We start from the raw sequence: 26,771 nt of genomic DNA, 5'->3' as shown, positions 1-26,771 counted from the left end.
GTTGAAAAACTATCTGCGTTGCCATTGCTGCGTTAAAAACATACTCAAAATGCTCATTTATTAATATAAATTCTGCTCTTTCATATGTTTTTGCCTTGCTCTGACCGCCTCGATAACGTTTTTCAACGGCCTGTTAGTGGTTCCTGTTATTAGCTGGTAAGTTTATCGACGCATAACTTTGCTTTGTACGATACGGAAGCGACTCGTTACAAATGCAAGATCAGCTAAGCAGGCATTGCCCGCTGGGTTAAGACCGGTAACATGAAAATCACTATAGGCTGCAGCAAAGTTAATGGGCATGCCCATTAAATTACAGGCTACCGAAGCACCCGCTACATTGTAGGCATCTTGTGCTTTTTCTAAAAAGTCTTCATCGATACTGTAAACATGAGAGGTGATGGCACCGCGCTCTTTGGCATCGCGTGTGGCAGCCGCTAAACAATCGTCCGCGTTTTTACCTTTGATCATAAAAGAAATAGGGCCGAACAGCTCCTCACGATACATATCGCTGTCTTCATTGCTAACATCAATAATCAGTGGCGTTGCCGTGCGAGCATTTGGGAAGCCTGGGTTTTCGTATGGGCCGGACTGACGCAAAATTTTACCGCGCTGCTCACCGAGTTCGCTTAGGCGATCGATGGTGCGGTAAATATTATCGTCCACCAAGGTGCCACATAAAAAGGCCGCATTTTTGGGGTTTTCCACATGGGCTTCAACCGCATCGACAATCGCCTGGCAAACATTGTCATAGCTAACTCGCTCGCCGTTCACCAAAATGCCGTCGGCTGGAATATGAACATTTTGTACGCTGGTGCACATTTGTGCCGAGGCTTGGCATAAGGAGTGTGCAATCGCCTTGGCCATCGCGGCAAGATCGTCGGTGGATTCAACCACTACGGAATTACAACCAGCGGTTTCGGTGTAGACCAATTTGTCGTTACAGTTTTGCTCGATCCAGCTACCAAATTGCGGGCTGCCAGTGAAATCGATAATGGCGGTATCTGGATGCTCCAATAGCTCCATGGTTGCTGGCTCTTCGCGGGTATCGGCCACCATGGTAACGAGGTTTGGATCGTAGCCTGCTTCGACAAGAATTTCGCGGCAACGACTTACCATCAATGCGACAGGTAGAATGGCTGCTGGGTGTGGCTTCATAACAACTGGGTTGCCAGTAGCTAGGCTGGCGCATAATGCTGGGTAGCCATTCCACAAAGGGAAGGTCGCGCAGCAAATAACCACGCCAACACCGCGCGGCATTAGGCGGTAGCGTTTATCCAATTTGGCGGCACCGTCGGCACCAAATTTGCGCTCCCAGTCGGCCGTTTCTGGAACATCTTTCATGGCTTTATAGGCATAGGCCAAGGCTTCCAAGCCGCGATCTAGTGCATTGGCGCCGGAACCTGCAAAGGCCATGATGTAACTTTGTCCAGAGGTATGCATGGTGGAATGAGCGTTTTCAAATAACTGCTCGCTACAGCGATGCAGCATTTCCAGGCAAAGGCCCACGCGCTCTTCAGTGCTGGTATTGCGCCACTGGGCTTTGGCTTTATCGATATGTTGATATAACTCGGCAACATCGGCCTTTGGGTAAGTAATACCTAAGGCCTCTTTGGTATAGGGGCTCACTTCGGCGCCGGTTTGTCCTACGGTGGCAGGCTGCTCGAGTGGGTAAGGCTTGCCTAGCATAGCTTCGAAATTGGCCTTGCCAGCGGCGGGGCGCTCGCTGCCGTGGATCTTGCTGCTTGGACTTTCTTGATAGCCGGTCCAGGCGTAGCGCTTGGCGCAGGCGTCCATCGCTTTTTCCAGGGTGGCTTGGTGTTTCTCGAACCAGACTGACATGGCTTCTTCCTCGGCTAGTTGCTCAGAGATCATCATGCTCTTTTAGTAGAGCTTGTTTTGTCAGTCCAATAATACAAGTTACATGGTCGTGGAGTAAAGTGCAGAGTAAAAACTCTGGCGCTGGAAAAGGCCAAATGGTGTTTCCTGCGCCAGCCTTAGCTCCCCTACGAGCCGCTATTTACAAGGCTAAAGCCCTCGTCCAGCCAACCACATACACCGCCAATCATTTTCTTAACGGGGCGCCCCAGCTTAGCCAAGCGAATGGCGGCTTTTTCGGTGGCGTTGCAGTGCGGGCCGGCGCAATACACCACTATAAGTTGCTCTTGAAGAAAATTGTTTAGTGATTCGGCGTTAATTCTGGGGTGGGGAAGGTTTTGTGATTCGGGCAGATGGCCCGCTCTAAAGGCTTCTTCGCCTCGCACATCAAGCAAAATGAAATCTTTGCGTTTAGTGCTTATTGCATGGTGAACATCCCAGCAATCGGTTTCAAAAGCCAGTAGTGCTTCAAAGTGCACAAGTGCATCGCTACTTGCTGCGGCAGGGGTTCGGGTAACGGCTGAAGACATATCGTTCTCCTTAATTTGTTTAGGCTAGGGCGCCTCTGAATAAAGGCGTTGGTGCTCAGGCCTTCAGACAAGCTCACAGTTTAGGCGCAGACTCGAAGGCATACTGGCCGTACGTCAAGAGGCTGTAACAACAACTGTGAGCTTGTCTGAAGGCCCCGCAGGGCGGAGCCTAAAGCACCCATCTACGTCGTAATGCTTTTTGCTAAGGACTAAGGCCATTAGCGGCAAAGCATGCCTAGTATCTGGGCGCTTTAGACCTCCGCTGAGCACTAACGCCTTTATTCAGAGGTGCCCTAGAGCTTGATTCTAGGGTTTATTTTAGAGCGCCTGCTGCTTAACGACTGCTGGCCTAAAAGTCATTATTCGTTAATAATCAGCCAATGTTACATAAAAAGCCTATTTTCCGTCGTCTCGCCATTTTGCTACCGGCCCCTGTTTCCTTATTTGAGCTGGGCTGCGCGGTTGAGCTGTTTTTACTACCACGCCCAGAGCTAAACAGTTGGTATCAAACACAATTGTTGGCTTTGCAGGCAGAGGCCATGCCATCACTTGGTGGTTTACAGTTGCAGGCGCCGGTATTTGAAAGCCTGAGCCGGTTTGATGATGTATTAATCCCTTATTGGGGTGTTGAGCAGCAGGCTAGTGAGCCTTTGATTGCTGAGTTACGTGCGCTCTATGAACGTGGTGGCCGGTTGTGGAGTTTTTGTTCTGGTGCATTCCTTTTAGCGCAAACGGGGCTGCTGGAAGGGCGAGAAGTCACTACCCATTGGCGTTATCAGCAGCAGTTAATGGCTGACTTTCCAAGCTTAAATTATCGTGAGGACTGCCTGTATTGCTACGATGGGCAAATCGCCTGCTCGGCGGGCAGTGCCGCTGCCCTTGATCTTGGTTTGGAGATTATTCGCCAGGACTATGGTCATGAGGTGGCTAATTCGGTGGCTCGGCGTTTGGTGAGTAGCCCGATAAGGCAGGGTGGGCAATCCCAGTTTGTGCATCGTCCAGTGAGTCGCCACCCTGATCTATTGGCAAGCAGCTTAGATTGGGCGCTAGAGCATTTGGCCGAGCCAATTAGCGTCTCGGATTTGGCACAGCAAAGTAATATGTCGCGGCGCAGTTATGATCGAAAGTTCAGCCAAGCTATGGGGCAGAGCCCCAAGGCATGGCTGCTGGCCCAGCGCCTAGAGCGGGCGAAAAGTCTGCTGGAAAGTGGGGGCTTAGCGATTGAGCCTTTGGCTCAGCAAGCCGGTTTTGCCAACGGAACGAGCTTGCGCCACCACTTTCGTGGCCAATTTGGCCTATCACCCAGTGAATATCGTCGCCAGTTTCAAGGCAATTGATGAAATTCTTTACACTAATGTTAAAATTTTACCGTTTGCAATTCGTCTTGGACAGGAAGTAAAAGACGAGACACAAAGCCGCTGAGCGAAAAGCGCCTAGCTTCGGCTTAAATACTAAGGAAACTTGCATGAGCGTCGCCAATTTAATTGTGATTAACCCCGTAGTAAAAAGCTTAGAGCTGTTGGGGGATCGCTGGACCATTTTAATCTTGCGCGATGCTTTTTTAGGGCGTCATCGCTTTGAAGAGTTTCGCAGTCACACCGGCGCATCGCGCAGCACTTTATCCAAGCGATTGGAAAATCTTGTAACTCAGGATGTACTGTATAAAAAACCCTACCAAACAACCCCACTACGCCATGAGTATCGCCTAACGAAAAAAGGCTTGGCCTTGTACCCCTGGGCATTGTTAATTTGGCAATGGGAATCCCAGTGGTGTAATGATCAACATCAATTACCCCCGAAGTTAATTCATCGTCAGCCCGATGAGCATGAATTGCAACCTTTGGTGGTATGTCGTCATTGTAAACAGGCGCTCCATATTGCGGACGTTGAGCGCCGGGTTTTAGAAAATGCCGAAGAAAATGATCTGCAAGCTTTGAAAACCATTGGCAGTCAGCGACGCTCGCGTGGCGGACGTGGCGCTGAAGAAGATGCAAGCCTGGGGCATATCACCGACATTATCGGTGATCGATGGGCCAGTTTAATTCTAGCGGCCGCTTTTATGGGCCTGCAGCGCTATGATGATTTTCGTCGCCAATTGGGTATCGCAACCAATATCTTGGCGGACCGTCTGAAGCGCTTAAGTGAAGCGGGTGTCTTTGATCGCATTGAATATCAAACCAAGCCGCCGCGCAGTGAGTATCAATTAACGGAAAAAGGAAAAGCCTTGTACCCGTTTACCATGATGATGCGACAGTGGTCGATCGATTGGCTGGGTGGTATGGAAGATGCGCCTTTCCAGTTGATCCACAAGCCCTGCGGTCACGAGCTGGCCGTGGATGTGATTTGTGGAAGCTGTTCTTCAGTGCCAGATCCAAAGGATGTTGGTTATCAGGCTTAGTTTTTAAGTTAAAGCCACACTGTTTCTAGCAGTGTGGTTTTTTCTTAAAAATTAGGCAGGTTTAAGCTTTGGCTCGAGCGGGCTTCCTGCGACGCTTTAACCAAACAATAAAACCGGACAGCGCTAAAAGAAAGGGCGCGAGTCCAAAAAAACTCCACGCAATTTTACTTCCTAACCCGGCAAATGATCCGAAGTGTAATTCCCGAAAGCTGTCAAAAACCTGAGTTGTTACACTCGCTTTTCGGCCATCAAATGCCAAAACCAAATCCCCGTTTTCCGCTTTGTAAGTAACGGTGGATGAATAGTTGCTGGCAAAAGGGTTATTACTGGGCTGAAAGCCGAATACCGTGATGTTCACTTCGGGCTCAAACGGGTATAGCAAGTAGGTGGGGGTGAACTGATCCAGTTGCTGTTGGCTGTCGAACAAGATCTGCTGAAAATCAACGTTATTACCATATAGCTTTTCTTGTGGTTCGAAGTGGGGCTCATCTCCGTGCTCGAAGACCTCATGGTAGTAAGCAATGGTATTGAAATAAATTCCCGTAATTCCAAGAATTAATAACACCGGCGATGACCAGGTTCCGATTAGACGGTGAAGGTCCCCACTGAAAACTCGAATCGACCGACCGCGGCGTAATAAGAAAAGCTGTTGCCAAAATTTACGGTGAATAATTAAGCCACTGATACCCAGAAAAGTAAAAATTAGCGCGACGACTAAACCGATAAATGTTCCCCATTGAGAATCTTCATGGCCGATGCCGTTTAACAAAAAAGTGTAGTGTAAGCTTACCAGCCAGTCTGTAAGTTGACTTTCCATTACGGCTGGCTGATCTAGAATTTCCCCAGAAAATGGATCTAAATGGACTTTGTACCAATCATGGCTACCCTTTTTTACTAGGAAAACGCGGTCGGCTTCTATGCCATCGTTAAAGATTTCCCAAGAACCGATAATGAAACCTGGAAAGGAATTCTCTATATGGTCTTGTAAGTTATTGTGGCCGGCTCGCTCAAGCGTAGAGCTTTGCTGTGGGCTATAACTTAGGCTGGCCACTTGTGGCATAAGCCATTGATCGATCTCAGTTTTGAAGACAAGAATACTGCCAGTAATTGAGATGATAATAATGGGGAGTAATGCAACCAGTGCCAAATAGCTGTGATACTTTAAAAGTTTTTTACGCATCTTGGCTTCTCACGAAAGCGCCCTGATGAATCAGAGCGCATTATTATTGTAGTGTTTTTTAAAATTTGTAGTTTACCGAGGCCGAGATATTACGCGGTGAGCCGTAATAAGCTTGATCCCAGTACAAGCTGCTTAGGTATGTTTTATCTGTGGCGTTAGTCACGTTAAGCGAAAAGCTAATGTCCTGATTAAGCTTGTAGTGGGCGGCAAGATCAATAGTGCTGTATGCATCTTGCTTAACGAAGCCACGTGGAGTAGTAGTATCATCTTGATGTTTGATGACAGCGCCAATACGCAAGCCTTCCACAGCAGGAATGTCATAGCTAGCTGATACTTTTAGTAGTTTTTCAGGAATAAATGGACGAGCATCTTGTCCTTCTTCTTCAATGTCTACTACCGTAAAACCGGCGCCGATATTCAAACCATCAATAATCTCACCAGAGAACTCTATCTCATAACCTTCACTCTCAAGTGTGGCGCCTCGATATGTTGCTACATTCTGTGCATTGCGACCAATGAACATGCCGAAGTTACTTTGCTCAGAACTAAAGCGAGCTATGGTTAAGGTTGCTCTTTCGTCGTTAAAAGATTTCTTGAAACCAAACTCTGTAGATTCGCCCAGTGTAGGGCCAAGTGGCAGAAGATCTGTGTTTAGCCAAGTTTGCTGCTTAAACACTTCGGTATAACTGGCGTAGAAAACCAAGTCATCCAAAATGTTCCACGTCAAACCATAATAGGGCACAGTTTCTTTGGCGCTGGCATTCGATTGGCCGCCATAACTTAAACCAGACTGTTCCAAGTCGGTATTTCTGGCGCCCAATAGCAGCGAAAGATTATCCATAACGTTGATACGTGCGGCTGCATAAAAAGCTTTCTGTTTTAAGTCAACATCGCCCACTTGGGTGGCAGGATTATGCACAGTGAAATTCGGGCGGGGAGTGTTGCCTGCTGCCCAATCACTACCAAGCACAACAATGCCGCCATCAGAACTGATAGATTTTTGCTTAATATTGGTATCAGAGTGACTGTAACCAATGACGATTTGATGCTCTTGGCCAAAGGCGTCGATATTACCTGTGAAGAAAAGCTCTCCGTTCTTTTGATCTTCATCGCGAAGGTATCGACTAGGGCTGCCAGCAAGGCCTAGGCCGGTTGTTGGATCAGGCTGACCAAAAACATAAAACAGCTCTGATTCGGTCTCGCTAGTGTTTTGTACAAATTGAGCGTCGAAGCTCCAGTTTTCATTAAGCTCTTGGCTGTACTCAACAAAAAATTGCTTTTGGGTATTTTCGGAGAAAGTCCAATCCGGGGCAGTACTGGTAGAGCGGTCATAGTGCACTTGCTGACCAAGAGCGTTCACTAAAGGTAAGGCGCCCCAAAGTACCGAATCCGAATCCGAGTTGTTATAGCTGTAACCTGCATGCAACTGGCTGCTGTCGGTGACATCGAAACGCAGAATGCCGTAGCCCAAAGTGTTTTTAGCTTCATGGCGGTCTAGGTGCGATTCGCCTTGATCATAGGCAGCTACAACACGGCCACTTACTCGATCGCTTATTGGCGAAGATACATCGACTTCTGCACGGCGACCGCTCCAGCGACTAACGCTTAGAGAGGTAGAACCTTGGAATTCATCAGTAGGGCGTTTACGCACATAGTTAACCGTCGCCGAAGGGTTGGCCAAACCAGTCACTAAACCGGCCGCGCCCTTAATCAACTCTACTTTTTCATAAAGTGCCGTATCTTGTAGGCCACTGGCGTTACCCGAAATAAAGGGGATACCAACACCGTCGTACTGAAAGTTAACGACATCAAAGCCGCGAGCGGTGAAGTAGGTGCGGTCTGTTTCGACTTCTTCAACCGTGATACCCGGGGCGTAGTTAAGTACATCTCTTAGACTATCCAAACCAAAATCTTTGATCTGAGCGGCGGATATTGAGGTGACTGTCTGGGGGGTTTCCATAACGGTCAGGTTCAATTTCGTGGCCGCGTCAGTCTTACCCGGCTCGCCATACACGTAGACCTCCTCAATTGGAGATTCATTGTTTTTGACTGATTGTGCCCAGCTAGGCGCAGCAGCAGCGATGGCTACGGCAGCAGCCAGTGCATGGCGTGCAAAGTGTTTCATTATGTTTCCTTAATATAAGTGAGCATCTAAATGATAATGATTAGTATTAATATTGTATTTGTGTGAGTCTAATATAGCAATGGTCATGGGGCTCATTATTCTTAGCTGTTGCTCGTGATAATCGAGCTGCAGGCTCGCTCTAGGGGCTTTAATTGAAACTGTTGAGGATAACCAGGTCGTCTAGATTGATGATTTGGCTTATTTCAGAGCTTTAAAAGTCGCCTGCTCTCGGCGGCGGGGGTGGTGACAAATTTGCACGATGTGGTGCGTATTATAACGGGCATGCTTTTGAATTTTTCAAAACCCCGCATCTACACTCAACTTTCGATTTAGGGAAGTTATGTCCAGCACTCCAACTCGTAAGTGGCTTGTGTTCCAGTAATGCTTGCCGTAAGCGGCTGCCCTATGGGGGCTCCTTTAGAGGAGGGGCTATCTAGAATGTCCGTCTTCAATCATTTCCAGAGTTTCCACGACGTGCTCAGCAAAACCATGGCCGCCTTCGTAGTAAAGGTTGTAGGTAACACAGCCCATGCGTTTCAGCTGGCCGATCTCATCCGGGAAACGAGCGATGACGGCAATTTGGCCGTTGTAGCCCAGGCGTTTAATAAGTTGAACAACTTCGATATTCTCGCCATGGTTGGCGAGGCTAACAAGAATTATGCGGATCTTTGCTAAATCTACTTGCTGCCAAAAGTCTTGGTCACTGGCATCGGCGCGGACTACTCGATAGCCTTCCCGTAACTGGCGCTCGGACTTTTTATCAGCTTCTTCAACACCTACGACTTTGCCCGGATAAGCTTGGCGTAAATAACGATAAGCACCAACGCCCACACGCCCCATGCCCAGCACCAAAACCTCGGTGTGATCTAAGTCATGGTCGCGCTCTTGGGGAAGCCGTTTTTTCAGCTCGTAGCGCGCAAAAAGATGACGATGGCGGTTGTATATGGCATGAGCCCTGTCGTTAATAGGTGCGGCGATAAAGAAAGATAGCGCAACCGCGATAGCGAGTGTCACCACCCACTCCTGTGGCAAAACACCATTACTTGCTGCCAAAGCGGCGACGATTAAGCCGAACTCGCTGTAATTGAACAGGGCCATCGACGATAGAAACGAGGTACGAGCTCTAAGGTGAGTGATGGTCATGAGCCAATAATAAAGCAGCGGCTTAAATATGCTGACAAGGGCAAGTCCGGCCGCGAAGACTAACATTTCGAAATTCGGCAAACCATTGAGGCCAATGCTTAAGAAGAAACCCACCAAGAAAATATCTTTAAAGCTCATTAAGGCCTTGGAAAGCTCGTTGGATTTGATGCCGCCAGCGAGCAAGACGCCAAATATTAGGGCGCCTAAATCACCTTTAACGTTGCAAAGCTCAAATAGCTTGGCGCCGCCAAAGGCGATACCGATACCAAATAAAACCAATAGCTCGCCGTGGCCACTGCCGGATAATAGGCGGTGTAAGAATGGGCGAGCAGGAATTAAGAGGAATAAAAACAGTGCTGTCCAGTCGGGAGATTTTCCTGTGCTTAAGGCTAGGAAAAACACCGCCGCTAAATCCTGAATAATCAAAATACCGATAGCAACGGTGGCGTGAATCGAGGAGGTTTCACCGTGTTGCTCAAACACTTTAACGGCGAATACGGTACTGGAAAAAGATAGCGCAAAGGCCACTGTCCAAATGGCAGTGCTATCTAGGCCGCTTAGCTTGCTAATCCAGGGCGCAAGCATCATAAACAGCGCACCAAAGCTCACTGTAGTGATCAGCATATGGCTAGAGGCGACGGCCCAAATCTGCGGTGCGATAAGGTCTTTAATATTGAGTTTAAGGCCAATGGTGAACAGCAGTAGCGTCACGCCAGCGTTGGCCATGGTGTCAATCACCGTGCCAGAGTCAGTATCCAAGCCAAAGCCATGGATCATAAAGCCCGCTAGCAGATAGCCCAGCATAGGCGGGAAGCCTATTCGCTTAAAGCTCAGGCCAGCGAAGAGCGCAATAATGATGATGATTGGATCCAGCATTTAGGTCTCGCTTAAATGACAATAGTTGATCTGGCCTGACTGTAGTTTAGCGTATTTTAGAGATAAGTCTCTGTTTTATAGATGTTTTAGGAATAACTTGCGTGGCGCCAATAGGGACTGACACTTTTGATTGCGTTCTCTGTCGCTTAAATATTCACATGATAGTGACTAGCTATCAGTATGATTTTTATTGTTAATTTTATCTATCGATATCTGTTGTCCTATACTGGTTTCAAGTTTTGAGGGGCATCAACAGGGTGCTAGCCGTATTAAATTGTGAGGATAAAGCTATGAGTGAAGTTCAATTGAACAGCCATGAAGGTCAACGTGTTCCATCGGTTACCTTTCCTGTGCGAGAAGGTGATGCTTGGAAGCAAATCAACAGCGATGAGTTATTCGCGGGTAAAACAGTAATTGTGTTCAGCTTGCCAGGCGCCTTCACGCCGACTTGTTCATCTACGCATTTGCCGCGTTACAACGAGTTGGCCGCAGTATTTAATAAGCTGGGTGTGGACGACATCATTTGTATGTCGGTAAACGATACCTTTGTGATGAATGCTTGGAAGGCTGATCAGGAAGCCGAAAATATTACTGTCATTCCAGATGGCAACGGTGACTTTACTCGTGGTATGGGTATGTTGGTTGGCAAGCAAGAGTTAGGTTTTGGTGATCGCTCTTGGCGTTACAGCATGCTGGTTAAAGACGGCGTGGTAGAAAAGCAATTTATCGAGCCCCAAGAGCCAGGCGACCCGTTTAAGGTTTCTGATGCTGACACCATGTTGCAGTACTTGTCCCCAGATTATCAGTTGCCGGAATCCAGTACGGTTTTCACTAAGCCTGGCTGCCCGCATTGTGTAGCGGCTAAAGCTTTGTTGAATGAGCGCGGCTACAACTACGAAGAAATCGTGCTAGGTAAAGATGCCAGTACCGTCGCGGTGCGTGCCATCACCGGTCGTGACACCGTACCGCAAGTGTTTATCGGTGGTAAGCACATTGGTGGCAATGACGATTTGGTTAAATTCTTCTCTTAAACACAATTGCTGCGGGGTCAGATCCCCATATCAAAACAGGAGGGCTTGCCCTCCTGTTTTGATATGGGGATCTGACCTTTTTTAATTCTTACGCAAAAGTATTTCCCTCTGTTCACTTGTGACTCTATTTGTAGATATTTAACGCTTTGCTCACTACACTAAGCCGTTCAGATTTTCGACAAGAGAGTAAGTTTATGGCCAGAGTGGCAGCGGGACTGCTGTGTTATCTTCTTATCGCAACGGGTATTTCCTTTTGGGGGCGTGAATTCATTGGCCCAGATTTTTCGTTTCTTGAAAAACTCTTACTGGTGGTCTTACTTGTTGCGAGTGGACCAGCGATTGCCGCCTTTATCTCATGGCGATTATGGCCAGAACTTAGAGGTCTTAGTTCTCTATTTGGCTGCTGGCCTAAATGGGCAGCTATTTTGGCTGCTGTGATTCCGGTAGCGGTCCTGGCCTTTGCGGGTTACCCCAATGAACTAGGTGTTCAAGCGAATCTAATGGGGGCGATAGTTGCCCTATGTTTCTTATTTTATGCGCTTGGTGAAGAAATTGGTTGGCGTGGTTTTGTTCATGATGCGTTAGCGTCGAATCCTATATTTCTACGTGGATTGATTACGGGAATTGTTTGGTGGCTATGGCATCTTTGGTTTTTGCAAGGTGAGTTTGAGTTAATTAAGCAAATGCAAGGCTTAGCTTTACTTTTAGCTATTGCTGTTCTTTTTGCTTATCTTGTTTCTGAAAGCCAATCTTGGTTGATGATGGCTGCTTTTCATAGCGTAGGAAACATTGGAATGATGGCACCGATAATCGATTTGCCCAGCGATGAGAGGATTAAGTTGGCCGCCATAATGCTGGCTTTATTGATTGCCTTACATAGTTATTGCAAAAAGAAGTTTCTAACTGGAAGTGTATGAGGCTGTTTACAGCTTTTTGTGACAGTTCTTTGACTTCGGTAAATTAGTTGATAGAGTCTGCACCTTCTATAGAGTTAGGTGTATGTGGTGCAGTCTCCCTATCAGGATAATAAATCTAAGGCCGAGCACGCTTGGCGATTAAATAGTTTTATCGATGTTCTTGCTGATGTCATTGTTCATGGGGTATTCCGTAAGAAAAGACCCAGTTTGCATTTCGATATCTCTCAGGCGGATCTTCAGTCTCTGCTAGATGCCTCGCAACAAGAATTGCAGGAGCTGAAAGCTCAGCGGGAGATCTGTCGTAAGCAGTATGTGCTGCGCAAGCGCATATTGCTTGTTGCGCTACCTTTGCTTCTTCTAGGCCTTCCCTTTATCGGTTTGGGTGCTATAAGCTTGATGTTTATAGCATTTGTGTTGGGCGGCTGTTGGATGGTTTCTGCAAGCTTGCCCTATAGAAAGTATTTTGATCAGCAGTTCTTACCAGCGCTTTTAGCCCGCCTTCCAAACTATGAATATATGCGTAATGGCTATATCCCTGTTACTGAGCTGAAGTCGAGTGGGATCATTCCAGATCATGTCGATAGCTTAACTCGCCAAGAGGATTACTTGCATCGTTGGCATGATGATGTGTATTGCGAGCTGGTAGAGTGTGAATTCAAAGAATACCGTCGGGACAAGAATGGCGTTAAAGAAAGCCCAGTGTTTAAGGGCGTCATTAGCCGTTTAACTATGCCAAATAGGATTTCCAAACGCATCGTGATGCAAGCCAATTGGGGTAAGCTTCTGTCTTTGCTTCAGAAAAAGCCGATGGATAAATCTTTTGGCTATAAGTTAGATGAGCCCAGGCTGGCAAAGAAGTATGATTTTTACTGTGAAGATAAGACTTATCTTGAAAGTACAATTAGTACAGCGTTCCAAGCAAAGCTGGCCGATTTTATAGATAAGCTTGATGTAGCTGCACCAGAATTTAGTTTTTACGAAAATTACGCTTTGCTACTACTCCACCGCCCGCAAAACTTTCTGTCGGCTCCCGCTCTCAATGAGCCTTTGGATCAGCAGAAATTGTTAACAGAGCTGCTGCAAGAAATTCAGATGATGAATGAATTTGAATCCCTAGCGCTCGAAGTTTGGCCAATATAAACAGAATGCTAACCGGGGTCAGAACCCATAGGTTCTGACCCCTTTCCAACCTTTAGCCGCTTACTTTTCAAAATAGTCAGGGTTAAGGAGTTTGCTTAACTTTTTCTTTTATCGCCTCTCTATCGACAAAAGGCAGTAGGTGACACAGTCTTTCAGCGCTTATGCTGGCCCGTGTGGCAGATCCTATAAATATGCCGGCTATTAAGCTTATGTTTATTTGGAAGTTCGAATCTAATCCAGACTCTATAGTTTTTACTAAAACCACAAAGCCCAAGAAGATTAAAAAATGCCAAGCCCAGGTCTTTAGCAGGTAGAAATAATATGATTTCTTGCCGTTTTCGCCAAGGTCTAAATAGGCTTTTAAATATGATTTTTCACCCATGACTCCGTCCTTGTTTGACTAGCATTTCTAGAATAGCAAAAAGAAAGCGGGGTCAGAACCCGTGGGTTCTGACCCCTATATCGGAGCCGAGATAATAAATAAAATCGACTGGCTTTAAGGGGGGCGAAAGGGCTTCGCTAGAGTGAGGCAAATTAATTCAAGATTGTGCAGGCACCTGGGGTCAGAACCCATAGGTTCTGACCCCTTTCCAACCTTTAGCTGCTTACTTCTTAGAAGCGACCCAATCTTTAACTTTCATCTCAACAACCTGCATTGGCATTGCGCCACTTAGCAAAGCTACATCGTGAAATTCTTTAATGTCGAATTTCTCGCCTAACTCTGCCTGAGCCATCTCACGTAACTCTAGGAACTTCAACATACCAAGCTTGTAACCAAGAGCCTGACCTGGCCATGCCATGTAGCGCTCAATTTCTGCGGTGGTTTCGGTTTCGCCCATGCCGGTATTGGCCATCATATATTCGATAGCTTCTTCACGGCTCCACTTTTTAAAGTGCATGCCGGTATCAACTACCAAACGAACGGCGCGGAAGATCTCTGCTTTTAAGCGACCAAGATCACCAAATGGATCATCTTTATATTCACCCATTTCCCAAACTACACGCTCGGAGTACAAAGCCCAACCTTCAGAATAGGCATTGTAGGCGGCAACACGGCGCAATAGCGGCAAGCTGTCTTGTGCCAAGTTCAATGCAATCTGCCAGTGATGGCCTGGGTTGGCTTCATGATAAGTTAGGGTGCGAAGATCAAACTTAGGTACCGCTTTCATGTCGCGTAAATTGATCCAGTAAATTCCTGGAACGCTGCCGTCTAAAGTTGGTGCCGTGTAACGGCCGCCAGCTTCACCGTCTTCAACGGCTTCTGGAATGCGGCGAACTTCTACCTCATAAGGAGGCTTGGTGGCAAACTGCTCGGGCATGCGTTTGTTAATGTGCTCGATCATGCCATTAAGGTCGTTCAATAATTCCTGGCGACCTGCATCGGAATCTTCATAAAGGAAGCGCGCTTCATCGGTTAGGCCAATCATGCGCTCACCAACAGAACCTTCGCTATAACCCTGCGCCTTTAAAATTTCATCCATCTCTGCGGTAATGCGAGCGACTTCCGCCAAGCCAACTTCATGTACTTCGGCTGGAGTCATGCTGGTATCGCCTAAACGCTGCACCATCGCTAGATAAAATTTATCGCCATTTGGTTGTGCCCAGATACCTGAGGCATCACGCGCTTTGCTTTCATATTTGCGTAGAGTTTCCGCAACTTTGCGATAGCCTGGGTAAACGTGTTTTTCTACATTGGCGGCGGCCTGTGCAAGTACGGCCTGTTTGTCTTCATCAGCAAAGCCTTCAATTTTATCTAGCTTGCTCTTTAGGCTGGTTACCAAGGTGTGCTCAGCCGCAGGAATTGCGCTATAGCCGTCTACAAAATTTAGCGTACTTTTAACCAAAGCTTTTGGCATTACCCAATCAGTTTCAGAATCGCTGATTAGTTTTTTGTTGATGTTGTCGATGTAGGCTTCAAAGGCTACTAGGCGTTGCAAATAAAGTTCAGCATCTTCTTTGCTTTTTATTTGCTGCGCGTTTTGCAAAGTGGCAGGGCCATCAATTAAGGGGCCATTAATCTGATTAACGATAAATGGAGTGTGGCCCATCCAAGTATCAATATAACCTTGCTCGAAGCCTTCAACGCCAGCGAAGTAGTTTAAAAGGTTTGCACCAACACGCTGGTTGTCTAGGTTTAGGCCTTCATTGGCAACATTCAATTCGCTAATGGCTTTGGCGGCAGCGGCCATGGTAGAGCGAAGCGCACTTTCAGATTCCAAAGAGTAGTCTTCCATGCGGCTTAAGTAAGCACCACCAGCCGTCTTTTCGTCTAGACCGACTTGTGTCGCAAACTGTGGACGAGCTTTAAACAATGCCGTAGTGGCTTCATTCAGCTGGCTGCCTAGGCCTTTGGGGGCTGCGACTTCAGCGGCTGCTTGTTCTACTGTTGCGGCAGCAGGCGCGGATGATGGGGCTTTGGCTTCTTCTTTGTTGCCGCAGGCGCTAAGGGCAATAGCGGCTGTTAGGGCTAGGGCGATAGGGGTGCGTTTCATGCTTCTACTCGCTGTGGTTTGTGTGTTTTGTAGTAAATTAACGGACGAGCCTCGATGAGGCTCAATTACGGCGGTATTCTTGTAGGCTAACTAGGATCTAATAACTCGGCCCAATCCAAGCTTGGATCCCCAACCACATAAAAGTTTGGGTTCAACAGGGATTCTTTATGGTTGTAGCGCAAATCGCTAAATTCTGGGTTAAGTACCTTGCCGCCTGCTGCTGAAACTACAGCGTGGGCCGCTGCTGTATCCCACTCGCAGGTAGGTGCTAGGCGCGGGTATAACTGGGCTTTGCCCTCGGCGATCAAGCACAGTTTTAAAGAGCTACCCATGGGTTCTAAATGGCATTGGCTAAAGCTGTTTTCCAATTGGCCTATTAATGCATCAATTTCAGCGGCTCCGTGTCGGCGGCTACCCACGATAATTAAGTCCTGCTGCAAGGCCTGCGCTTTAGTGCTTATGGTCGTTTGTTCGGTAATTGTGCTGCCATCGTTGCTGTATTTAATGGCCTCGCTGCGATCTTCTAGCAGGTTGCCGATATAGCTTAGTTTTAAAACTGGGCTGTGAACTAGGCCGAAAATAGGCTTATTTTCATAGATTAGGGCGATATTAACCGTGAATTCGTCATTTCTGTTGATAAATTCCTTGGTGCCGTCCAAAGGGTCAATTAGCCAGTAATATTCCCAGGATTGTCGCTCGGTAAAGCTGGGCATGGACGATTCTTCCGATAAAACCGGTATTTCGGGGCTAAATTCAGCCAAAGCGGCACAAATTACTTTATGGGCAGCTAGGTCAGCTTGGGTAACAGGAGAATCATCACCTTTGTGGTTTATCTCAATTTCGCCCTGTTGGTAGTAAATTTCCAAAATCGCTTGGCCGGCTTCGAGGCCGATATCGACTAGTCGTTGATTTAGATCTGCTCGCTGCAAACTGGGGGGGAGGGAGCTCATGGCCTTCCTTATTTTGTGTTAATCTTAGCCGCCTTGCGCCCAGGGATTCTTATTCCTGCTGGCGCCTTGCCGCTGTGATATTGAGTAAAACAAATTATGACGTCTAATTCACCCCAAGCCCAAGTGGACTGGGAGCAGATCGATACCGTGCTATTGGATATGGATGGTACCTTGTTAGATCTGCATTTCGATAATTATTTCTGGCTGCAGCATTTGCCGCGACGCTATGTGGACACCCATGGTGTAACTATGGAGGCCGCCCAAGAAAAGCTACACGGTATGTTTGAAACCTACCGTGGCAAGCTGGAATGGTACTGCTTAGAGCATTGGTCAGAGGCGCTAGATCTTGATATTCGCGCCCTAAAAGAAGAGGTGCAAGAGCGTATTGCCATGCGCCCTTATGCCATTGAATTTTTGCAGCGTTTGCGTGCTTTAAATAAAAAGCTGGTGTTGATTACCAATGCGCACCCACAGAGTTTATCGCTCAAATTGGATATTACCGCCATTGATCAATGGTTGGATGTGGTGATCTCATCCCATGAGTATCGCCAGCCAAAAGAGCAGCAGGCCTTTTGGCATTGTTTGCAAGAGCAGGAACAATTTGACCCCAAACGCACTCTATTTATTGACGATACTGTGAGTATCCTAGAGTCGGCGGCGACCTATGGCATAAAACACTTGCTGTGTATTCATCAGCCCGATAGCCAACAAGAGCGTCGTATTGATGCCTATCCAGCTATCGATCACTTCGATGAAATTATGCCAAAGCTGTAGAGGATATTTTGGAAAAAGTACGAGTAGATAAATGGCTTTGGGCGGCACGATTTTTTAAAACCCGAAGCTTAGCTAAAACTGCGATCGACGGTGGCAAGATCCACGCGGATGGGCAGCGGGTTAAAGCCAGCAAAGAAATTCTAGTTGGGCAAATTCTAACGATTCGTAAGGGCTGGGATGAAAAAGATGTAGAGGTTTTGGCCTTGTCAGATAAAAGAGGGCCGGCGCCAGTAGCTCAGCAGTTATATCAAGAGACCGCCGAGAGCATTGCAAAGCGTGAAGCAGAAGCCGCTAAGCGTAAAGCCCTGCGAGGTATAGATCTTAGCCCCGAAAACCGACCAACGAAAAAGCAACGCCGTCAAATTCATCGCTTTCGCGAACAAGATTATTCTTAGGGTAGCAAGCGAATTATTAAAATAGGTAAATTGGATGATACTTATGTTTTCTCGCCGTGTATTAATGGTGATCGTTTCTTTTTGTGTGCTGGGCCTTGCCGCTAATGCGCAAGCTGCTCTTAGCAAAGATTCTCAAAAGGTAAAAAACGCGGTTATAAAAATTTATAGCACTTTAACACCCCCTGATTATTTTACGCCTTGGCGCCTACTCAATTCTCAACAAAGCAGTGGTTCTGGTGCGGTTATTGCGGGCAAGCGAATTTTAACCAACGCCCATGTGATCGCCGATGCCAGCTATCTTCAGGTGCAAAAAAATGGCCAGCCAAAAAAATATTTGGCTCGTGTTGATTTTGTATCTCATGCGGCTGACTTGGCGATACTTAAGGTGGAAGATGAAAGCTTTTTTGATGGCATTACACCATTAAAAGTTGGCAAGTTACCTGAGCCTTTAGAAACAGTATCTGTTTTTGGTTATCCCTTTGGCGGTAATACATTAAGTATTACCCAGGGTGTCTTATCACGTGTTGAGCATCAGTTTTATGCCCACGCTGGCGGTTATCTATTGGCCGGCCAAATCGATGCGGCCATCAACCCGGGTAACTCTGGTGGCCCGGTTATCGCTGGCGATAAAATTGTGGGGGTGGTAATGCAGGCTAATACTGGCGCCCGTGCAGAAAATCTAGGCTATTTCGTGCCACCATCAGTGATTCGTCATATTTTAAAAGATGCTGATGATTCGGAGCATAATGGTTTTGTAAATCTAGGTTTGCGCACTCAGAGCCTAGAAAGCCCGGCTCTGCGCGGCGCCCATAAGCTAACAGAAGGGCAAAATGGTGCTCTGATTGTTAAAGTATTTGAGGGCAGTGTCTCTGAAGGCAAGTTATTTCCTGGCGATGTGATTTTGGCTATTGATGGTTATGACGTAGCAGAAGATCGCTCCATCGAGTTTCGTAAAAATCAGCGCACCAATTTTAAGTATGCTTTAGATCAGCACCATGTTGGCGATACCATCAAGCTTAAAATCAGTCGCGATGGCAAAACTCAAACTGTCAAATTGAAAGCCGCGCCTTCGAGAAGAAACTATAGCTTAGTGCTGGCTGAACGCTTTGGTGCGCAACCTTCTTACTTTATTTACGGTGGCGTGGTATTTGTACCGCTGAATATGAATTTGATTAAGCGCTGGGGCAGTAGCTGGCACAGCAAGGCACCTATCGATTTCTTAAGTGCTCGCGGTCAGTGGCGCTCACCTGAAAAAACCGAACTAGTCGTTGCCCTTAAAGTTTTGCCTGCCGATGTTAATCTTGGTTTTCATGATTGGAAAAACTGGATTATCGAATCAGTCAATGGTCAGCCAATTAAAGACTTTGCCAGCTTTGTTGAGCAGGTGCGCGGCAATCAGCAAGAGTATTTAACCCTAGCAGATAGCGATGGTTATCAAATTGTTTTGAATAAGCAGAACTCTGAAGCTAGCTTGGACGATATCTTGGCTCGTTATCGGGTGCCTATGGCTTTTTCAATGGATCTTGAGCCAAAAACAGCAGAGCAATAATTGCTCTGCTGTTTTTGTGCTTAGGGATTAACTATGCTTCGAATTATTGTTGCCTTGTGTTTGTCGTTGGCTGCGCTTGAAAGCAATGCCCAGCTCTACAAGTGGGTAGATAGTGAGGGTAATACTCACTACAGCGATGTTAAACCGAAAGGGCAATCTGCTGAAGATATCAGTGCAAAACTGCCCAGTACTAATGTCGATAGCAGCCACGAAAAATTGCAGGCGCTTGATGTTATTCGCCAGCAACGTCTACAAGATCAACAGAAAAAGCAGCAACAGTTGCAGAACCAAGTAAAACAGCGCCAGCAGGCTTGCTCCCAAGCTCGTCGCTATCTATCTCGTGTACGTGGACGGTCTTACTTTCGCTATGGCGATGGCGGTCAAAAAACTTCCGAGGCCGATCGTAAGAAGATGCAAGCCCAGGCTCAGGCGCGAGTTGATCGCCTGTGCAAATAGCCTGATTAGTAGCCCTTGATGCTGGAAATTTAGTCCCCATAATAGGGCATTCTAGATTTTGAGATTACAGCGTCATGGCTAACAGCGACATTATTCAGCACTTTATCTTTGAAAATACCGATATCCGCGGTGAGATTATTACTTTGGAAGAGGCCTACCAGCAGGTGCGCGCTAATAATGCCGCTGCTGAAGAGGCGGTTCCAGAGGCCGTTTTGCGTTTGCTCGGTGAGTTTATGGCGGCTGTAGCACTGCTTTCGGGCACCCTAAAGTTTGAAGGTTTGCTAACCTTGCAGGCTCGTGGCGAAGGTACGATGCCGATGATTATGGCTGAAGCCAGCTATCAAAAGGGGCTGCGTGCGGCTGTTCAAGTAAATGATGCTGCTGCGATTGAGGCGCTGGAAGAAATCAGCCTAGCCCAGCTATTGGGCAATAATGGCTTGCTGGCCATCTTGATTCAGCCCGATAAAGGTGAGCGCTATCAAGGTATTGTGCCCCTATCAAAGAGTAATCTCGCGGCTTGTTTAGAAGATTACTTCGCCCAATCTGAGCAGCTAGGTACGCGTTTTTGGTTGGCGGCCGATGAGCAGCGGGCGACAGGCTTGATGATTCAAGAGCTTCCCCAGCAATTGGCCGATGCCCAAAGCAATGCTGAACACTGGCAAACCATTACGGCTTTGGCGGAAACCATCAAGGATGAAGAGTTGCTTAGCTTGGATCAGCACACCATTCTCTACCGTCTCTTCAATGAAGAGGAGGTCCGCTTATTTGACCCCCTAGAGGTGCGCTTCCAGTGCAGCTGCTCCGAAGAGCGTTGTGTAAGTACCATTATCTCTATCGGGCAAGCCGAAGCTGCTGAGATTCTCAGTGAGCAGGACTTAATCACTATGGATTGCCATTTCTGTGGCAAGAAGTATCAATTTGGCCCTCAGCAAGTCGACAAAATCTTCGCTGAGCAGGGCAATCAGGCTCACTAATTAACGCTCGACTCCGAGCCGTGTATTAGGGGTTTCTATGTATTGCAGGGCTTGCTGCAAGGGCAGGCCCGGCGGGCTTTTGGCGCAAAATGTTGTCTAAAAAAGCTTGTAAAAATACTACCTAAAAAAGTACCAGGATAAGATCGAATCTCAATAGGTTTTCTGGCATAATGGCGCCCCCAAATTTACCGAACCCTGAATTTTTGTAATCCAGGGCAGACAGATTTTTAATTAAAAATGTCTATACCTCTGGTGCTTCGGCGGTGTTTGCTGAGGTGCGGCGGTGCAGGCCCATAGCTGACAGGACACATCCATGACACAAATTGACGATTCCCCAACCGTCTACACAGATCTAAGCTCAGTAGAGCTGATTGAGCAGGCTTTGGCCCGCGGTGAAGGTAAGCTGGCTGCCAATGGCGCATTTACTGCCGAAACCGGTGAGCGTACTGGCCGTTCACCCGCTGACCGCTACACAGTAGAAGAGCCTTCTACAGCTGATAGCATCGATTGGGGTGCGGTAAACCGTCCTTTCGATTCTGATAAGTTCGACGCCCTATGGGATCGCGTTGAAGAGCATGTGGCCGGCGTTGATTCTTTTGTATCACACCTACATGTGGCTGAAGATCCAGATCACTACCTAGCGGTTAAAGTGACTACTGAGACTGCTTGGCACAATTTGTTCGGTCGCAATATGTTCATCCGCACCGACAACTACAACCCTAAGGGCAAAGAAGAGTGGCGCATTCTACATGCGGCCAACTTTGCATGTGATCCTGAGCGCGATGGCACCAACTCTGAAGTTGCGGTAATCGTAAATTTCGCTCAGCGCAAAGTTCTTTTAGCTGGCGCTAAGTACGCCGGTGAAATGAAGAAGTCTATGTTCGCTGTACAAAACTTCTTGTTGCCTGAAAAAGACGTAATGCCAATGCACTGCTCGGCCAACGTTGGTAAAGATGGCGATACTTGTTTGTTCTTCGGCCTTTCTGGTACTGGTAAAACGACCCTATCTGCAGACCCTGAGCGTTACTTGATTGGTGATGACGAGCACGGTTGGGCGAAAGGCGCTGTATTTAATATGGAAGGTGGTTGCTACGCGAAGACCATCGATCTAAGCCAGAAAAACGAGCCAGTTATTTGGGATGCTATCCGTTTCGGTGCCATCGTTGAAAACGTTGTTCATGATGATAAGCGTGTTGCTGATTACTGTGACACCAGCTTGACTGAAAACGGTCGTTGCTCATACCCACTTGAGCACGTTGAAATGCGTGTTGAAGAAAACCGTGCTGGTGAGCCAAAGAATGTTATCTTCCTAACTTGTGATGTTTCTGGTGTGATTCCTCCAGTTTCTATCTTGAGTAAAGAAGCTGCCGCATACCATTTCCTATCGGGTTACACGGCTCGTGTAGGTTCTACTGAGCTAGGTGCAGAAGCCGGTATTCACCCAGCATTCTCTACCTGTTTTGGTGCTCCTTTTATGCCTCGCCCAGCTCGCGAATACGCTGAGCTATTAATGAAGCGCATCGAAGATTTCGATTCTAAAGTGTACTTAGTTAATACTGGTTGGACTGGTGGTGCAGGTGGTGCGAATGGCACTGGCTCTCGCTTCCCGATCCCTGTGACTCGCGCTGTTGTTGCCGCTATCCAGAACGGTTCTTTGGAAGGCGTTGCCACCGAGCACATGGACATCATGAACATGGAAATTCCTGTAGAAGTTCCAGGTGTTGATAAGTCTTACTTGAACCCTCGCGAAGCTTGGGCTGATAAAGACGCTTACGATGCTTCGGCTAGCAAGCTTGCTGGTTTGTTCGCTGAGAACATTCAGAAGTTTGAAGTAAGTGCAGAGATTGAAGCAGCTGGCCCAAAAGCTAGCTAAACCCGCTTTAAATCTTGTTGTTTAAAAAGCCAAGCTTTTAGGAGCTTGGCTTTTTTGTTTTTGCGGCCTAGTAAGGGTCGGTCTGACTTCTTCGAGCTATTAATTAGCCCTCCTGCCTCAGCTTGATCGCTTTCGCCTCCTTCAAGACTTTTCTACCGCCCCGGCACACAAAGCCACAATTTGTCATTTCTGCTTATTAAGTACTGGGCGAAGATGATAAAACCTATCAATAAGGATTAAAAACATGATCCTGATCAAAAAGAGTGATATGTAATCTAACTAGAATCTACGGCCATTTTGATCAACGGCTGTATCTACGCTGAATTTGCTCGAATGGATAAAAATCAAACAACAGGATGTGGGCCGGTTTATTGCTGGTTATAGGAGCTTAGAAGCTTTGTTGAGCTTTAGCTGATTATTCTCGTGACAAGCTGCTTAGCTTAAGTGGCAGAGAACCCTATGAATTCGCGTTACTCCACATCGCCATTAATCAGTAAGCGTGATCCGCAAGCGGAGCGAGAAAACTTGCCTTTGCTCGCCGAGCAAAATGATAGCGGTCTGCATGAGCTTAAAAATCTAAGCGTAAATCGAGGGGCGCCTTCTTATACCACACCTGTTTTTCTAAGCCGATGCCTAAGGCAGCAGCGCCGGGCTCCGCAAAATCTACGTAGCCATGTGCAGCGTATCAATCTATGCATAGCAAATCGTGATGAGCCGGCATGCTATGGCGCTCTGCAAGATCTTTTTATCATATTAAATCGTCATGGCTTAGAGCTTCGCCAGCGTATGCTAAAGCGTGCCAAGCCATTGCTAGATAGCATCGATTATTTAGCTTTATCGGCCTGCCTAGACGATGTGGCTGCTATAGATAAGTTGCCATTTAGCGAGTACTCATTGTTTGCCAAAGCCAGTTATGGCCGCAGAGTTTTAATTCAGCGCCGTGAGCAAAACAGCGAAGCCGATCCGATGTTGATTTATCGTGGTCACATGGAATGTGGTGAGCTAGAAGATGCGCAAAAAGTTTTACAGCAAGCTTGCTTGAATGGCGCAAAAGATATCGAGCTGCACAAAGAATTGATCGAATTGTTGCAAGCACTGTCCGCAGAGGCAGAAATAGAGTCCCTAGCCAATAAGATTATTGCTCTACAGCCAGAGCACGATGCCATCGCCTATCTATGGCGACAGCAATTAAATCTACAAGCCACCACGAAAAAGGTGGATTAAATTATGAGTGATAAAAAAATAGACAAGCCCATAACAATAGCCATTCATCATTGCTCGGATAGGCAGGTCAAGCCCCTGCGCTACTTTTTTCAGTCGCGCACGATTGGGCAGTATGAGCTGTCATCAAGCGCTGATTCTGATCTTCATAAAGCCGATATTCATATTGTCGACATTGATAGTAGAGAGGGCTTTGATTACGCCGAAGAGCTATTAGAGACGCAGCCAGAATTAAAAGTTCTTTGTATAAGCTTTGAAAGGCCGGCTCCAGGGCAGGCTCTTTGTATAAAAAAGCCTGTTCAAAAAGATGCCCTGCTGCAGGCCTTGAGTAAGGTTCAGCTTGCAGAGGCTAGAAGTCCGGCCGGTGTTGAAAAAGTCACTGGCCAAAGCAATCAGGCCACTGAGCCAGAGCAAAAATATACTGAAGAGAAGAAGTCACGTTTTCACGCAGACTTGCAAGAAAGTGTGGTTTCTAAAAAAACAGAAGTTAATAAAGGCTCTGTTGCAGCTGTCGTATCCACGGAAGAGCCCACGCCCAAATTTCAAAAAGTGGGTGAGGCAAAAAACACTGCGGGAGCGGCACTAAGACTTAGAAAGAGCCAGAGCTTGCCTCGTCAGGTTAATGATGATCTAGGTGAGTTAGAGCAGGCCCGTTATCAAAGCGAAAATTATCTTCAAGGTATTATTAATACCGCCATTGACCGCTCCAGAGATGAAGGCCAGCCGGTAAAAGTTACTATCGCCAAAGAGTCTTTTACGATTTGTGCGATAAAAAGAAAGATCTGGCATAAGATTAAATACAATACTCTGCGCTCTATATCATCTAGTCCAATTTTGGAAACCAATACAGAGTTAAGCGCTTTGGGGCAAACTAATGTCGCAGGTGTTGATTATCTTATCGAAGAATCCTTAGATGATTTTCTGTGGCGCAGCTCCGCCTGGGCATCTCGCGGGCGATTACTGGATGATGTGAGTCTAAATCAAAACCTACGCCTAACTCGCTGGCCCAACCTAACGCGTGTTTTATTGTTTCCGCATGCCAGTAAAATTGCTGCGATCTTGGCATCTAGACCGATTAGTCTATTAGAGCTGATTCAGAACTATAAGCTCCCAGCCTACTATGTATTTAGTTTTTATAGCGCAGCTGCAAGCCTGGGCTATATCACCCGTTTCGACGGCCCTAAGTCAAATGCTGAGCCAGCTAGGGAAGGGCGTGGAATATTTCTAAAGCTACTCGATCGCCTGCGGCCTCAGTCATATAAAAGTGAGCAGATTTAAACGGATATGATCGATCATAAAATTATTATTACCGGGCCGGTAGCGGCTGGTAAAACAACGGCTATTAAAGCTGTCAGTGATGTCATGCATGTCAGCACTGATGAAAGCGCCAGTGATATGACCAATAGCACTAAGAGCAGTACCACTGTGGCGATGGATTACGGTGTGATCAAGCTTGATGGTGGGCAGAAGATTCATCTATACGGAACGCCGGGCCAAGAGCGCTTCGACTTCATGTGGGATATTTTGGCGCAGGGGGGGATTGGCTTGGTGTTGTTGATCAACAATTCTGCAAAGCAGCCTCTGGCTGATTTAGATTTCTTTATCGCGAAGTTCAGGGACTTTATCGCCAAGACAGGTTTGGTCATTGGTGTGAGCAAACTAGATCAAAACGCAGAGCCTAACTTGAATAAATACCATGAGCGCTATGCCGCGTTGGCGAAAAAACATGATTTGAGCCCTGTAGTGCCGATATTTGAAACCGATGCACGCCTAAAAGAGGATATCGCCATGTTGCTAGAGGCGCTGTTATTTAGTCTAGATACAGAGTTGAGTAAACAACATGTCTGAATTTGAACTTCACGAAGGCCTTTATCCTAGAGTGACCAATAGCGGTGCATACTATGCAGTATCAAGTCCGGATGAAAATCCTTCGAGAATTTTACTGCGAGCACTATTGAAAAACTCGGCGCGAGAAGTAGTTGATGAAGCGAAGTTGTTGCAGTGGTGCGAGCAGGATAATCCAGAATCGTGTTTTGATCTGCTCTATCAAGCCCAGCAGTTAGGCTGGCTAGAGGGTAGCGAAGAAGCCGGCGATATTGAGTTTCAAAATTTAGAACAGGCCTTAAATGAAATCCTTCCGAATCTCAGTAGCGAAGGCAAAGTTATTTTATCGAATAGCGAAGGTTTGTATATCGCCAGTGCTGGCTACGCCCATGAAACAGCCGCCGAGTTGGCGGCCTTAAGTGCCGATATCGCCAATTTGCACGAGCGCCATCACGGCCTAATTAGCGGCAACCTTAATTTAGATTTAAGCAGCTGGGGCCTAATGGATAGCCTGGGCAGTAGCCGTCTAGGCTTTTGGCCGCTTTATATCGGCAGTGAGCGATTCGCACTGTGTATTAGTGAGCATCCGCGCTTGAACCATCCTGATTTTGTTCGACTGCTGACTTTGCTCAGCATTCGCTACTCCTAACTTTTTGTAATTTTTAAAGGTGATGTCTTATGCGATCTGACATGATTGATTCCATTTTAAGTGATCTAAATGGTACTTCGGCTGACATTGAAGCGTCTGGTATTGTTTCTACCGATGGTTTGATGATGGCCTCAAAACTAACGGCTGACATGGATGAAGACCGAGTAGGTGCAATGAGTGCTGCCATGCTTTCGCTAGGTGATCGTACCGCCAAAGAACTGGGTCGTGGTGATTTAGAGCAGGTTTTGGTTAAAGGTAATAACGGCTATGTTCTAATGATTGCGGCTGGTAGTGAGGCGGTGGTAACAGTTATTGCCAAGCCACATGCAAAGTTAGGCTTAATCTTCTTGGATGTGAAGCGTGCTGCCGACAGCATTGCACAACTGCTTTAATCAGAGG

At 47.0% G+C, this 26,771-nt stretch carries 24 protein-coding genes; 16 read left to right on the top strand and 8 right to left on the bottom strand.

Annotation, left to right across the window (positions count from 1 at the left end):
- Window positions 1–162: 162 nt before the first annotated feature.
- Window positions 163–1,839 carry a phenylacetic acid degradation protein PaaN gene (paaN, locus tag Q1A41_RS18270; RefSeq protein WP_299981965.1) on the bottom strand — a complete coding sequence of 559 codons (1,677 nt, stop codon included), beginning with the start codon at window positions 1,837–1,839 and terminating at the stop codon, window positions 163–165.
- A gap of 164 nt (window positions 1,840–2,003) precedes the next feature.
- Window positions 2,004–2,405: a rhodanese-like domain-containing protein gene (locus Q1A41_RS18265; protein ID WP_299981962.1), complete on the bottom strand. Its 402-nt coding sequence runs from the start codon at window positions 2,403–2,405 to the stop codon at window positions 2,004–2,006.
- 380 nt (window positions 2,406–2,785) lie between these two features.
- Between Q1A41_RS18265 and Q1A41_RS18260 the strand changes: the two genes are divergently transcribed.
- Window positions 2,786–3,742 (top strand): helix-turn-helix domain-containing protein, encoded by a 957-nt coding sequence (locus Q1A41_RS18260; RefSeq protein ID WP_299981958.1) that lies wholly within the window; start codon window positions 2,786–2,788, stop codon window positions 3,740–3,742.
- 128 nt (window positions 3,743–3,870) lie between these two features.
- A complete protein-coding gene (locus tag Q1A41_RS18255) occupies window positions 3,871–4,803 on the top strand; it encodes a helix-turn-helix domain-containing protein (protein ID WP_299981955.1) in 933 nt (310 codons plus the stop codon).
- 61 nt (window positions 4,804–4,864) lie between these two features.
- Here the strand turns inward: Q1A41_RS18255 and Q1A41_RS18250 are convergent, their stop codons facing one another.
- The 3 genes from Q1A41_RS18250 to Q1A41_RS18240 form a co-directional block, all read right to left on the bottom strand.
- Complete coding sequence (locus tag Q1A41_RS18250) at window positions 4,865–5,983, bottom strand: PepSY-associated TM helix domain-containing protein (protein ID WP_299981952.1); 1,119 nt, start codon at window positions 5,981–5,983, stop codon at window positions 4,865–4,867.
- 58 nt (window positions 5,984–6,041) lie between these two features.
- On the bottom strand, window positions 6,042–8,108 hold the full coding sequence (locus tag Q1A41_RS18245; RefSeq protein ID WP_299981949.1) for a TonB-dependent siderophore receptor: 2,067 nt from the start codon (window positions 8,106–8,108) through the stop codon (window positions 6,042–6,044).
- Between the two features lie 429 nt (window positions 8,109–8,537).
- On the bottom strand, window positions 8,538–10,127 hold the full coding sequence (locus Q1A41_RS18240; protein ID WP_299981946.1) for a cation:proton antiporter family protein: 1,590 nt from the start codon (window positions 10,125–10,127) through the stop codon (window positions 8,538–8,540).
- Between the two features lie 290 nt (window positions 10,128–10,417).
- Between Q1A41_RS18240 and Q1A41_RS20420 the strand changes: the two genes are divergently transcribed.
- From Q1A41_RS20420 to Q1A41_RS18220, 3 genes are all read left to right on the top strand, one after another.
- Window positions 10,418–11,158 carry a glutathione peroxidase gene (locus tag Q1A41_RS20420; protein WP_363322469.1) on the top strand — a complete coding sequence of 247 codons (741 nt, stop codon included), beginning with the start codon at window positions 10,418–10,420 and terminating at the stop codon, window positions 11,156–11,158.
- Window positions 11,159–11,352: 194 nt separating this feature from the next.
- The gene (locus tag Q1A41_RS18225) at window positions 11,353–12,075 is read left to right on the top strand and encodes a CPBP family glutamic-type intramembrane protease (RefSeq protein WP_299981943.1); all 723 of its coding nucleotides are present in this window, start codon (window positions 11,353–11,355) and stop codon (window positions 12,073–12,075) included.
- A gap of 87 nt (window positions 12,076–12,162) precedes the next feature.
- Window positions 12,163–13,215, top strand: a complete 1,053-nt coding sequence (locus tag Q1A41_RS18220) for a DUF3137 domain-containing protein (protein WP_299981940.1) — start codon at window positions 12,163–12,165, stop codon at window positions 13,213–13,215.
- Window positions 13,216–13,297: 82 nt separating this feature from the next.
- On the opposite strand, the gene Q1A41_RS18215 is transcribed toward Q1A41_RS18220, so the two are convergent.
- The 3 genes from Q1A41_RS18215 to cysQ form a co-directional block, all read right to left on the bottom strand.
- The gene (locus Q1A41_RS18215) at window positions 13,298–13,597 is read right to left on the bottom strand and encodes a hypothetical protein (protein ID WP_299981937.1); all 300 of its coding nucleotides are present in this window, start codon (window positions 13,595–13,597) and stop codon (window positions 13,298–13,300) included.
- 223 nt (window positions 13,598–13,820) lie between these two features.
- A complete protein-coding gene (locus Q1A41_RS18210) occupies window positions 13,821–15,707 on the bottom strand; it encodes a DUF885 domain-containing protein (RefSeq protein WP_299981935.1) in 1,887 nt (628 codons plus the stop codon).
- An 86-nt stretch (window positions 15,708–15,793) separates the two neighbouring features.
- Window positions 15,794–16,657 (bottom strand): 3'(2'),5'-bisphosphate nucleotidase CysQ, encoded by an 864-nt coding sequence (cysQ, locus tag Q1A41_RS18205; protein ID WP_299981932.1) that lies wholly within the window; start codon window positions 16,655–16,657, stop codon window positions 15,794–15,796.
- Window positions 16,658–16,753: 96 nt separating this feature from the next.
- Here cysQ and yrfG point away from each other — a divergent pair, with 96 nt between their 5' ends.
- The 11 genes from yrfG (at window position 16,754) to Q1A41_RS18150 (ending at window position 26,764) form a co-directional block, all read left to right on the top strand.
- The gene (gene yrfG / locus Q1A41_RS18200) at window positions 16,754–17,431 is read left to right on the top strand and encodes a GMP/IMP nucleotidase (protein ID WP_299981929.1); all 678 of its coding nucleotides are present in this window, start codon (window positions 16,754–16,756) and stop codon (window positions 17,429–17,431) included.
- A gap of 8 nt (window positions 17,432–17,439) precedes the next feature.
- Entirely contained in the window at window positions 17,440–17,826 is a 387-nt protein-coding gene (locus tag Q1A41_RS18195) for a S4 domain-containing protein (protein WP_299981926.1), read from the top strand.
- 43 nt (window positions 17,827–17,869) lie between these two features.
- Window positions 17,870–19,375, top strand: coding sequence for a serine protease (locus Q1A41_RS18190; RefSeq protein WP_299981923.1), 1,506 nt, complete (start codon window positions 17,870–17,872; stop codon window positions 19,373–19,375).
- Between the two features lie 33 nt (window positions 19,376–19,408).
- Window positions 19,409–19,831, top strand: a complete 423-nt coding sequence (locus Q1A41_RS18185; RefSeq protein WP_299981920.1) for a DUF4124 domain-containing protein — start codon at window positions 19,409–19,411, stop codon at window positions 19,829–19,831.
- 74 nt (window positions 19,832–19,905) lie between these two features.
- On the top strand, window positions 19,906–20,805 hold the full coding sequence (gene hslO / locus Q1A41_RS18180; protein WP_299981917.1) for an Hsp33 family molecular chaperone HslO: 900 nt from the start codon (window positions 19,906–19,908) through the stop codon (window positions 20,803–20,805).
- Between the two features lie 313 nt (window positions 20,806–21,118).
- Window positions 21,119–22,678, top strand: coding sequence for a phosphoenolpyruvate carboxykinase (locus Q1A41_RS18175; protein ID WP_299981914.1), 1,560 nt, complete (start codon window positions 21,119–21,121; stop codon window positions 22,676–22,678).
- A gap of 459 nt (window positions 22,679–23,137) precedes the next feature.
- Complete coding sequence (locus Q1A41_RS18170; RefSeq protein ID WP_299981912.1) at window positions 23,138–23,902, top strand: hypothetical protein; 765 nt, start codon at window positions 23,138–23,140, stop codon at window positions 23,900–23,902.
- A gap of 3 nt (window positions 23,903–23,905) precedes the next feature.
- Window positions 23,906–25,177 (top strand): hypothetical protein, encoded by a 1,272-nt coding sequence (locus Q1A41_RS18165; RefSeq protein WP_299981909.1) that lies wholly within the window; start codon window positions 23,906–23,908, stop codon window positions 25,175–25,177.
- 6 nt (window positions 25,178–25,183) lie between these two features.
- Complete coding sequence (locus tag Q1A41_RS18160) at window positions 25,184–25,747, top strand: ATP/GTP-binding protein (RefSeq protein WP_299981906.1); 564 nt, start codon at window positions 25,184–25,186, stop codon at window positions 25,745–25,747.
- Window positions 25,740–26,372 carry a hypothetical protein gene (locus Q1A41_RS18155; RefSeq protein ID WP_299981903.1) on the top strand — a complete coding sequence of 211 codons (633 nt, stop codon included), beginning with the start codon at window positions 25,740–25,742 and terminating at the stop codon, window positions 26,370–26,372. The genes Q1A41_RS18160 and Q1A41_RS18155 overlap by 8 nt, the downstream gene beginning before the upstream one ends.
- A 29-nt stretch (window positions 26,373–26,401) precedes the next feature.
- Window positions 26,402–26,764 carry a roadblock/LC7 domain-containing protein gene (locus Q1A41_RS18150; RefSeq protein ID WP_299769975.1) on the top strand — a complete coding sequence of 121 codons (363 nt, stop codon included), beginning with the start codon at window positions 26,402–26,404 and terminating at the stop codon, window positions 26,762–26,764.
- The last annotated feature ends 7 nt before the right edge of the window (window positions 26,765–26,771 follow it).

It is taken from the genome of uncultured Pseudoteredinibacter sp., from assembly GCF_947502065.1.
Taxonomy (GTDB): domain Bacteria; phylum Pseudomonadota; class Gammaproteobacteria; order Pseudomonadales; family Cellvibrionaceae; genus Pseudoteredinibacter.
Note: the sequence above shows the minus strand (reverse complement) of the source record. Positions and strands in the feature narration are given on the sequence as shown.

Excerpts from the sequence above, each read along its gene's own strand:
- paaN (WP_299981965.1), bottom strand. The coding sequence starts at position 1,839 with ATGTCAGTCTGGTTCGAGAAACACCAAGCCACCCTGGAAAAAGCGATG.
- Q1A41_RS18265 (WP_299981962.1), bottom strand. The coding sequence starts at position 2,405 with ATGTCTTCAGCCGTTACCCGAACCCCTGCCGCAGCAAGTAGCGATGCA.
- Q1A41_RS18260 (WP_299981958.1), top strand. The coding sequence starts at position 2,786 with ATGTTACATAAAAAGCCTATTTTCCGTCGTCTCGCCATTTTGCTACCG.
- Q1A41_RS18255 (WP_299981955.1), top strand. The coding sequence starts at position 3,871 with ATGAGCGTCGCCAATTTAATTGTGATTAACCCCGTAGTAAAAAGCTTA.
- Q1A41_RS18250 (WP_299981952.1), bottom strand. The coding sequence starts at position 5,983 with ATGCGTAAAAAACTTTTAAAGTATCACAGCTATTTGGCACTGGTTGCA.
- Q1A41_RS18245 (WP_299981949.1), bottom strand. The coding sequence starts at position 8,108 with ATGAAACACTTTGCACGCCATGCACTGGCTGCTGCCGTAGCCATCGCT.
- Q1A41_RS18240 (WP_299981946.1), bottom strand. The coding sequence starts at position 10,127 with ATGCTGGATCCAATCATCATCATTATTGCGCTCTTCGCTGGCCTGAGC.
- Q1A41_RS20420 (WP_363322469.1), top strand. The coding sequence starts at position 10,418 with ATGAGTGAAGTTCAATTGAACAGCCATGAAGGTCAACGTGTTCCATCG.
- Q1A41_RS18225 (WP_299981943.1), top strand. The coding sequence starts at position 11,353 with ATGGCCAGAGTGGCAGCGGGACTGCTGTGTTATCTTCTTATCGCAACG.
- Q1A41_RS18215 (WP_299981937.1), bottom strand. The coding sequence starts at position 13,597 with ATGGGTGAAAAATCATATTTAAAAGCCTATTTAGACCTTGGCGAAAAC.
- Q1A41_RS18210 (WP_299981935.1), bottom strand. The coding sequence starts at position 15,707 with ATGAAACGCACCCCTATCGCCCTAGCCCTAACAGCCGCTATTGCCCTT.
- cysQ (WP_299981932.1), bottom strand. The coding sequence starts at position 16,657 with ATGAGCTCCCTCCCCCCCAGTTTGCAGCGAGCAGATCTAAATCAACGA.
- yrfG (WP_299981929.1), top strand. The coding sequence starts at position 16,754 with ATGACGTCTAATTCACCCCAAGCCCAAGTGGACTGGGAGCAGATCGAT.
- Q1A41_RS18190 (WP_299981923.1), top strand. The coding sequence starts at position 17,870 with ATGTTTTCTCGCCGTGTATTAATGGTGATCGTTTCTTTTTGTGTGCTG.
- Q1A41_RS18185 (WP_299981920.1), top strand. The coding sequence starts at position 19,409 with ATGCTTCGAATTATTGTTGCCTTGTGTTTGTCGTTGGCTGCGCTTGAA.
- hslO (WP_299981917.1), top strand. The coding sequence starts at position 19,906 with ATGGCTAACAGCGACATTATTCAGCACTTTATCTTTGAAAATACCGAT.
- Q1A41_RS18175 (WP_299981914.1), top strand. The coding sequence starts at position 21,119 with ATGACACAAATTGACGATTCCCCAACCGTCTACACAGATCTAAGCTCA.
- Q1A41_RS18170 (WP_299981912.1), top strand. The coding sequence starts at position 23,138 with ATGAATTCGCGTTACTCCACATCGCCATTAATCAGTAAGCGTGATCCG.
- Q1A41_RS18165 (WP_299981909.1), top strand. The coding sequence starts at position 23,906 with ATGAGTGATAAAAAAATAGACAAGCCCATAACAATAGCCATTCATCAT.
- Q1A41_RS18160 (WP_299981906.1), top strand. The coding sequence starts at position 25,184 with ATGATCGATCATAAAATTATTATTACCGGGCCGGTAGCGGCTGGTAAA.
- Q1A41_RS18155 (WP_299981903.1), top strand. The coding sequence starts at position 25,740 with ATGTCTGAATTTGAACTTCACGAAGGCCTTTATCCTAGAGTGACCAAT.
- Q1A41_RS18150 (WP_299769975.1), top strand. The coding sequence starts at position 26,402 with ATGCGATCTGACATGATTGATTCCATTTTAAGTGATCTAAATGGTACT.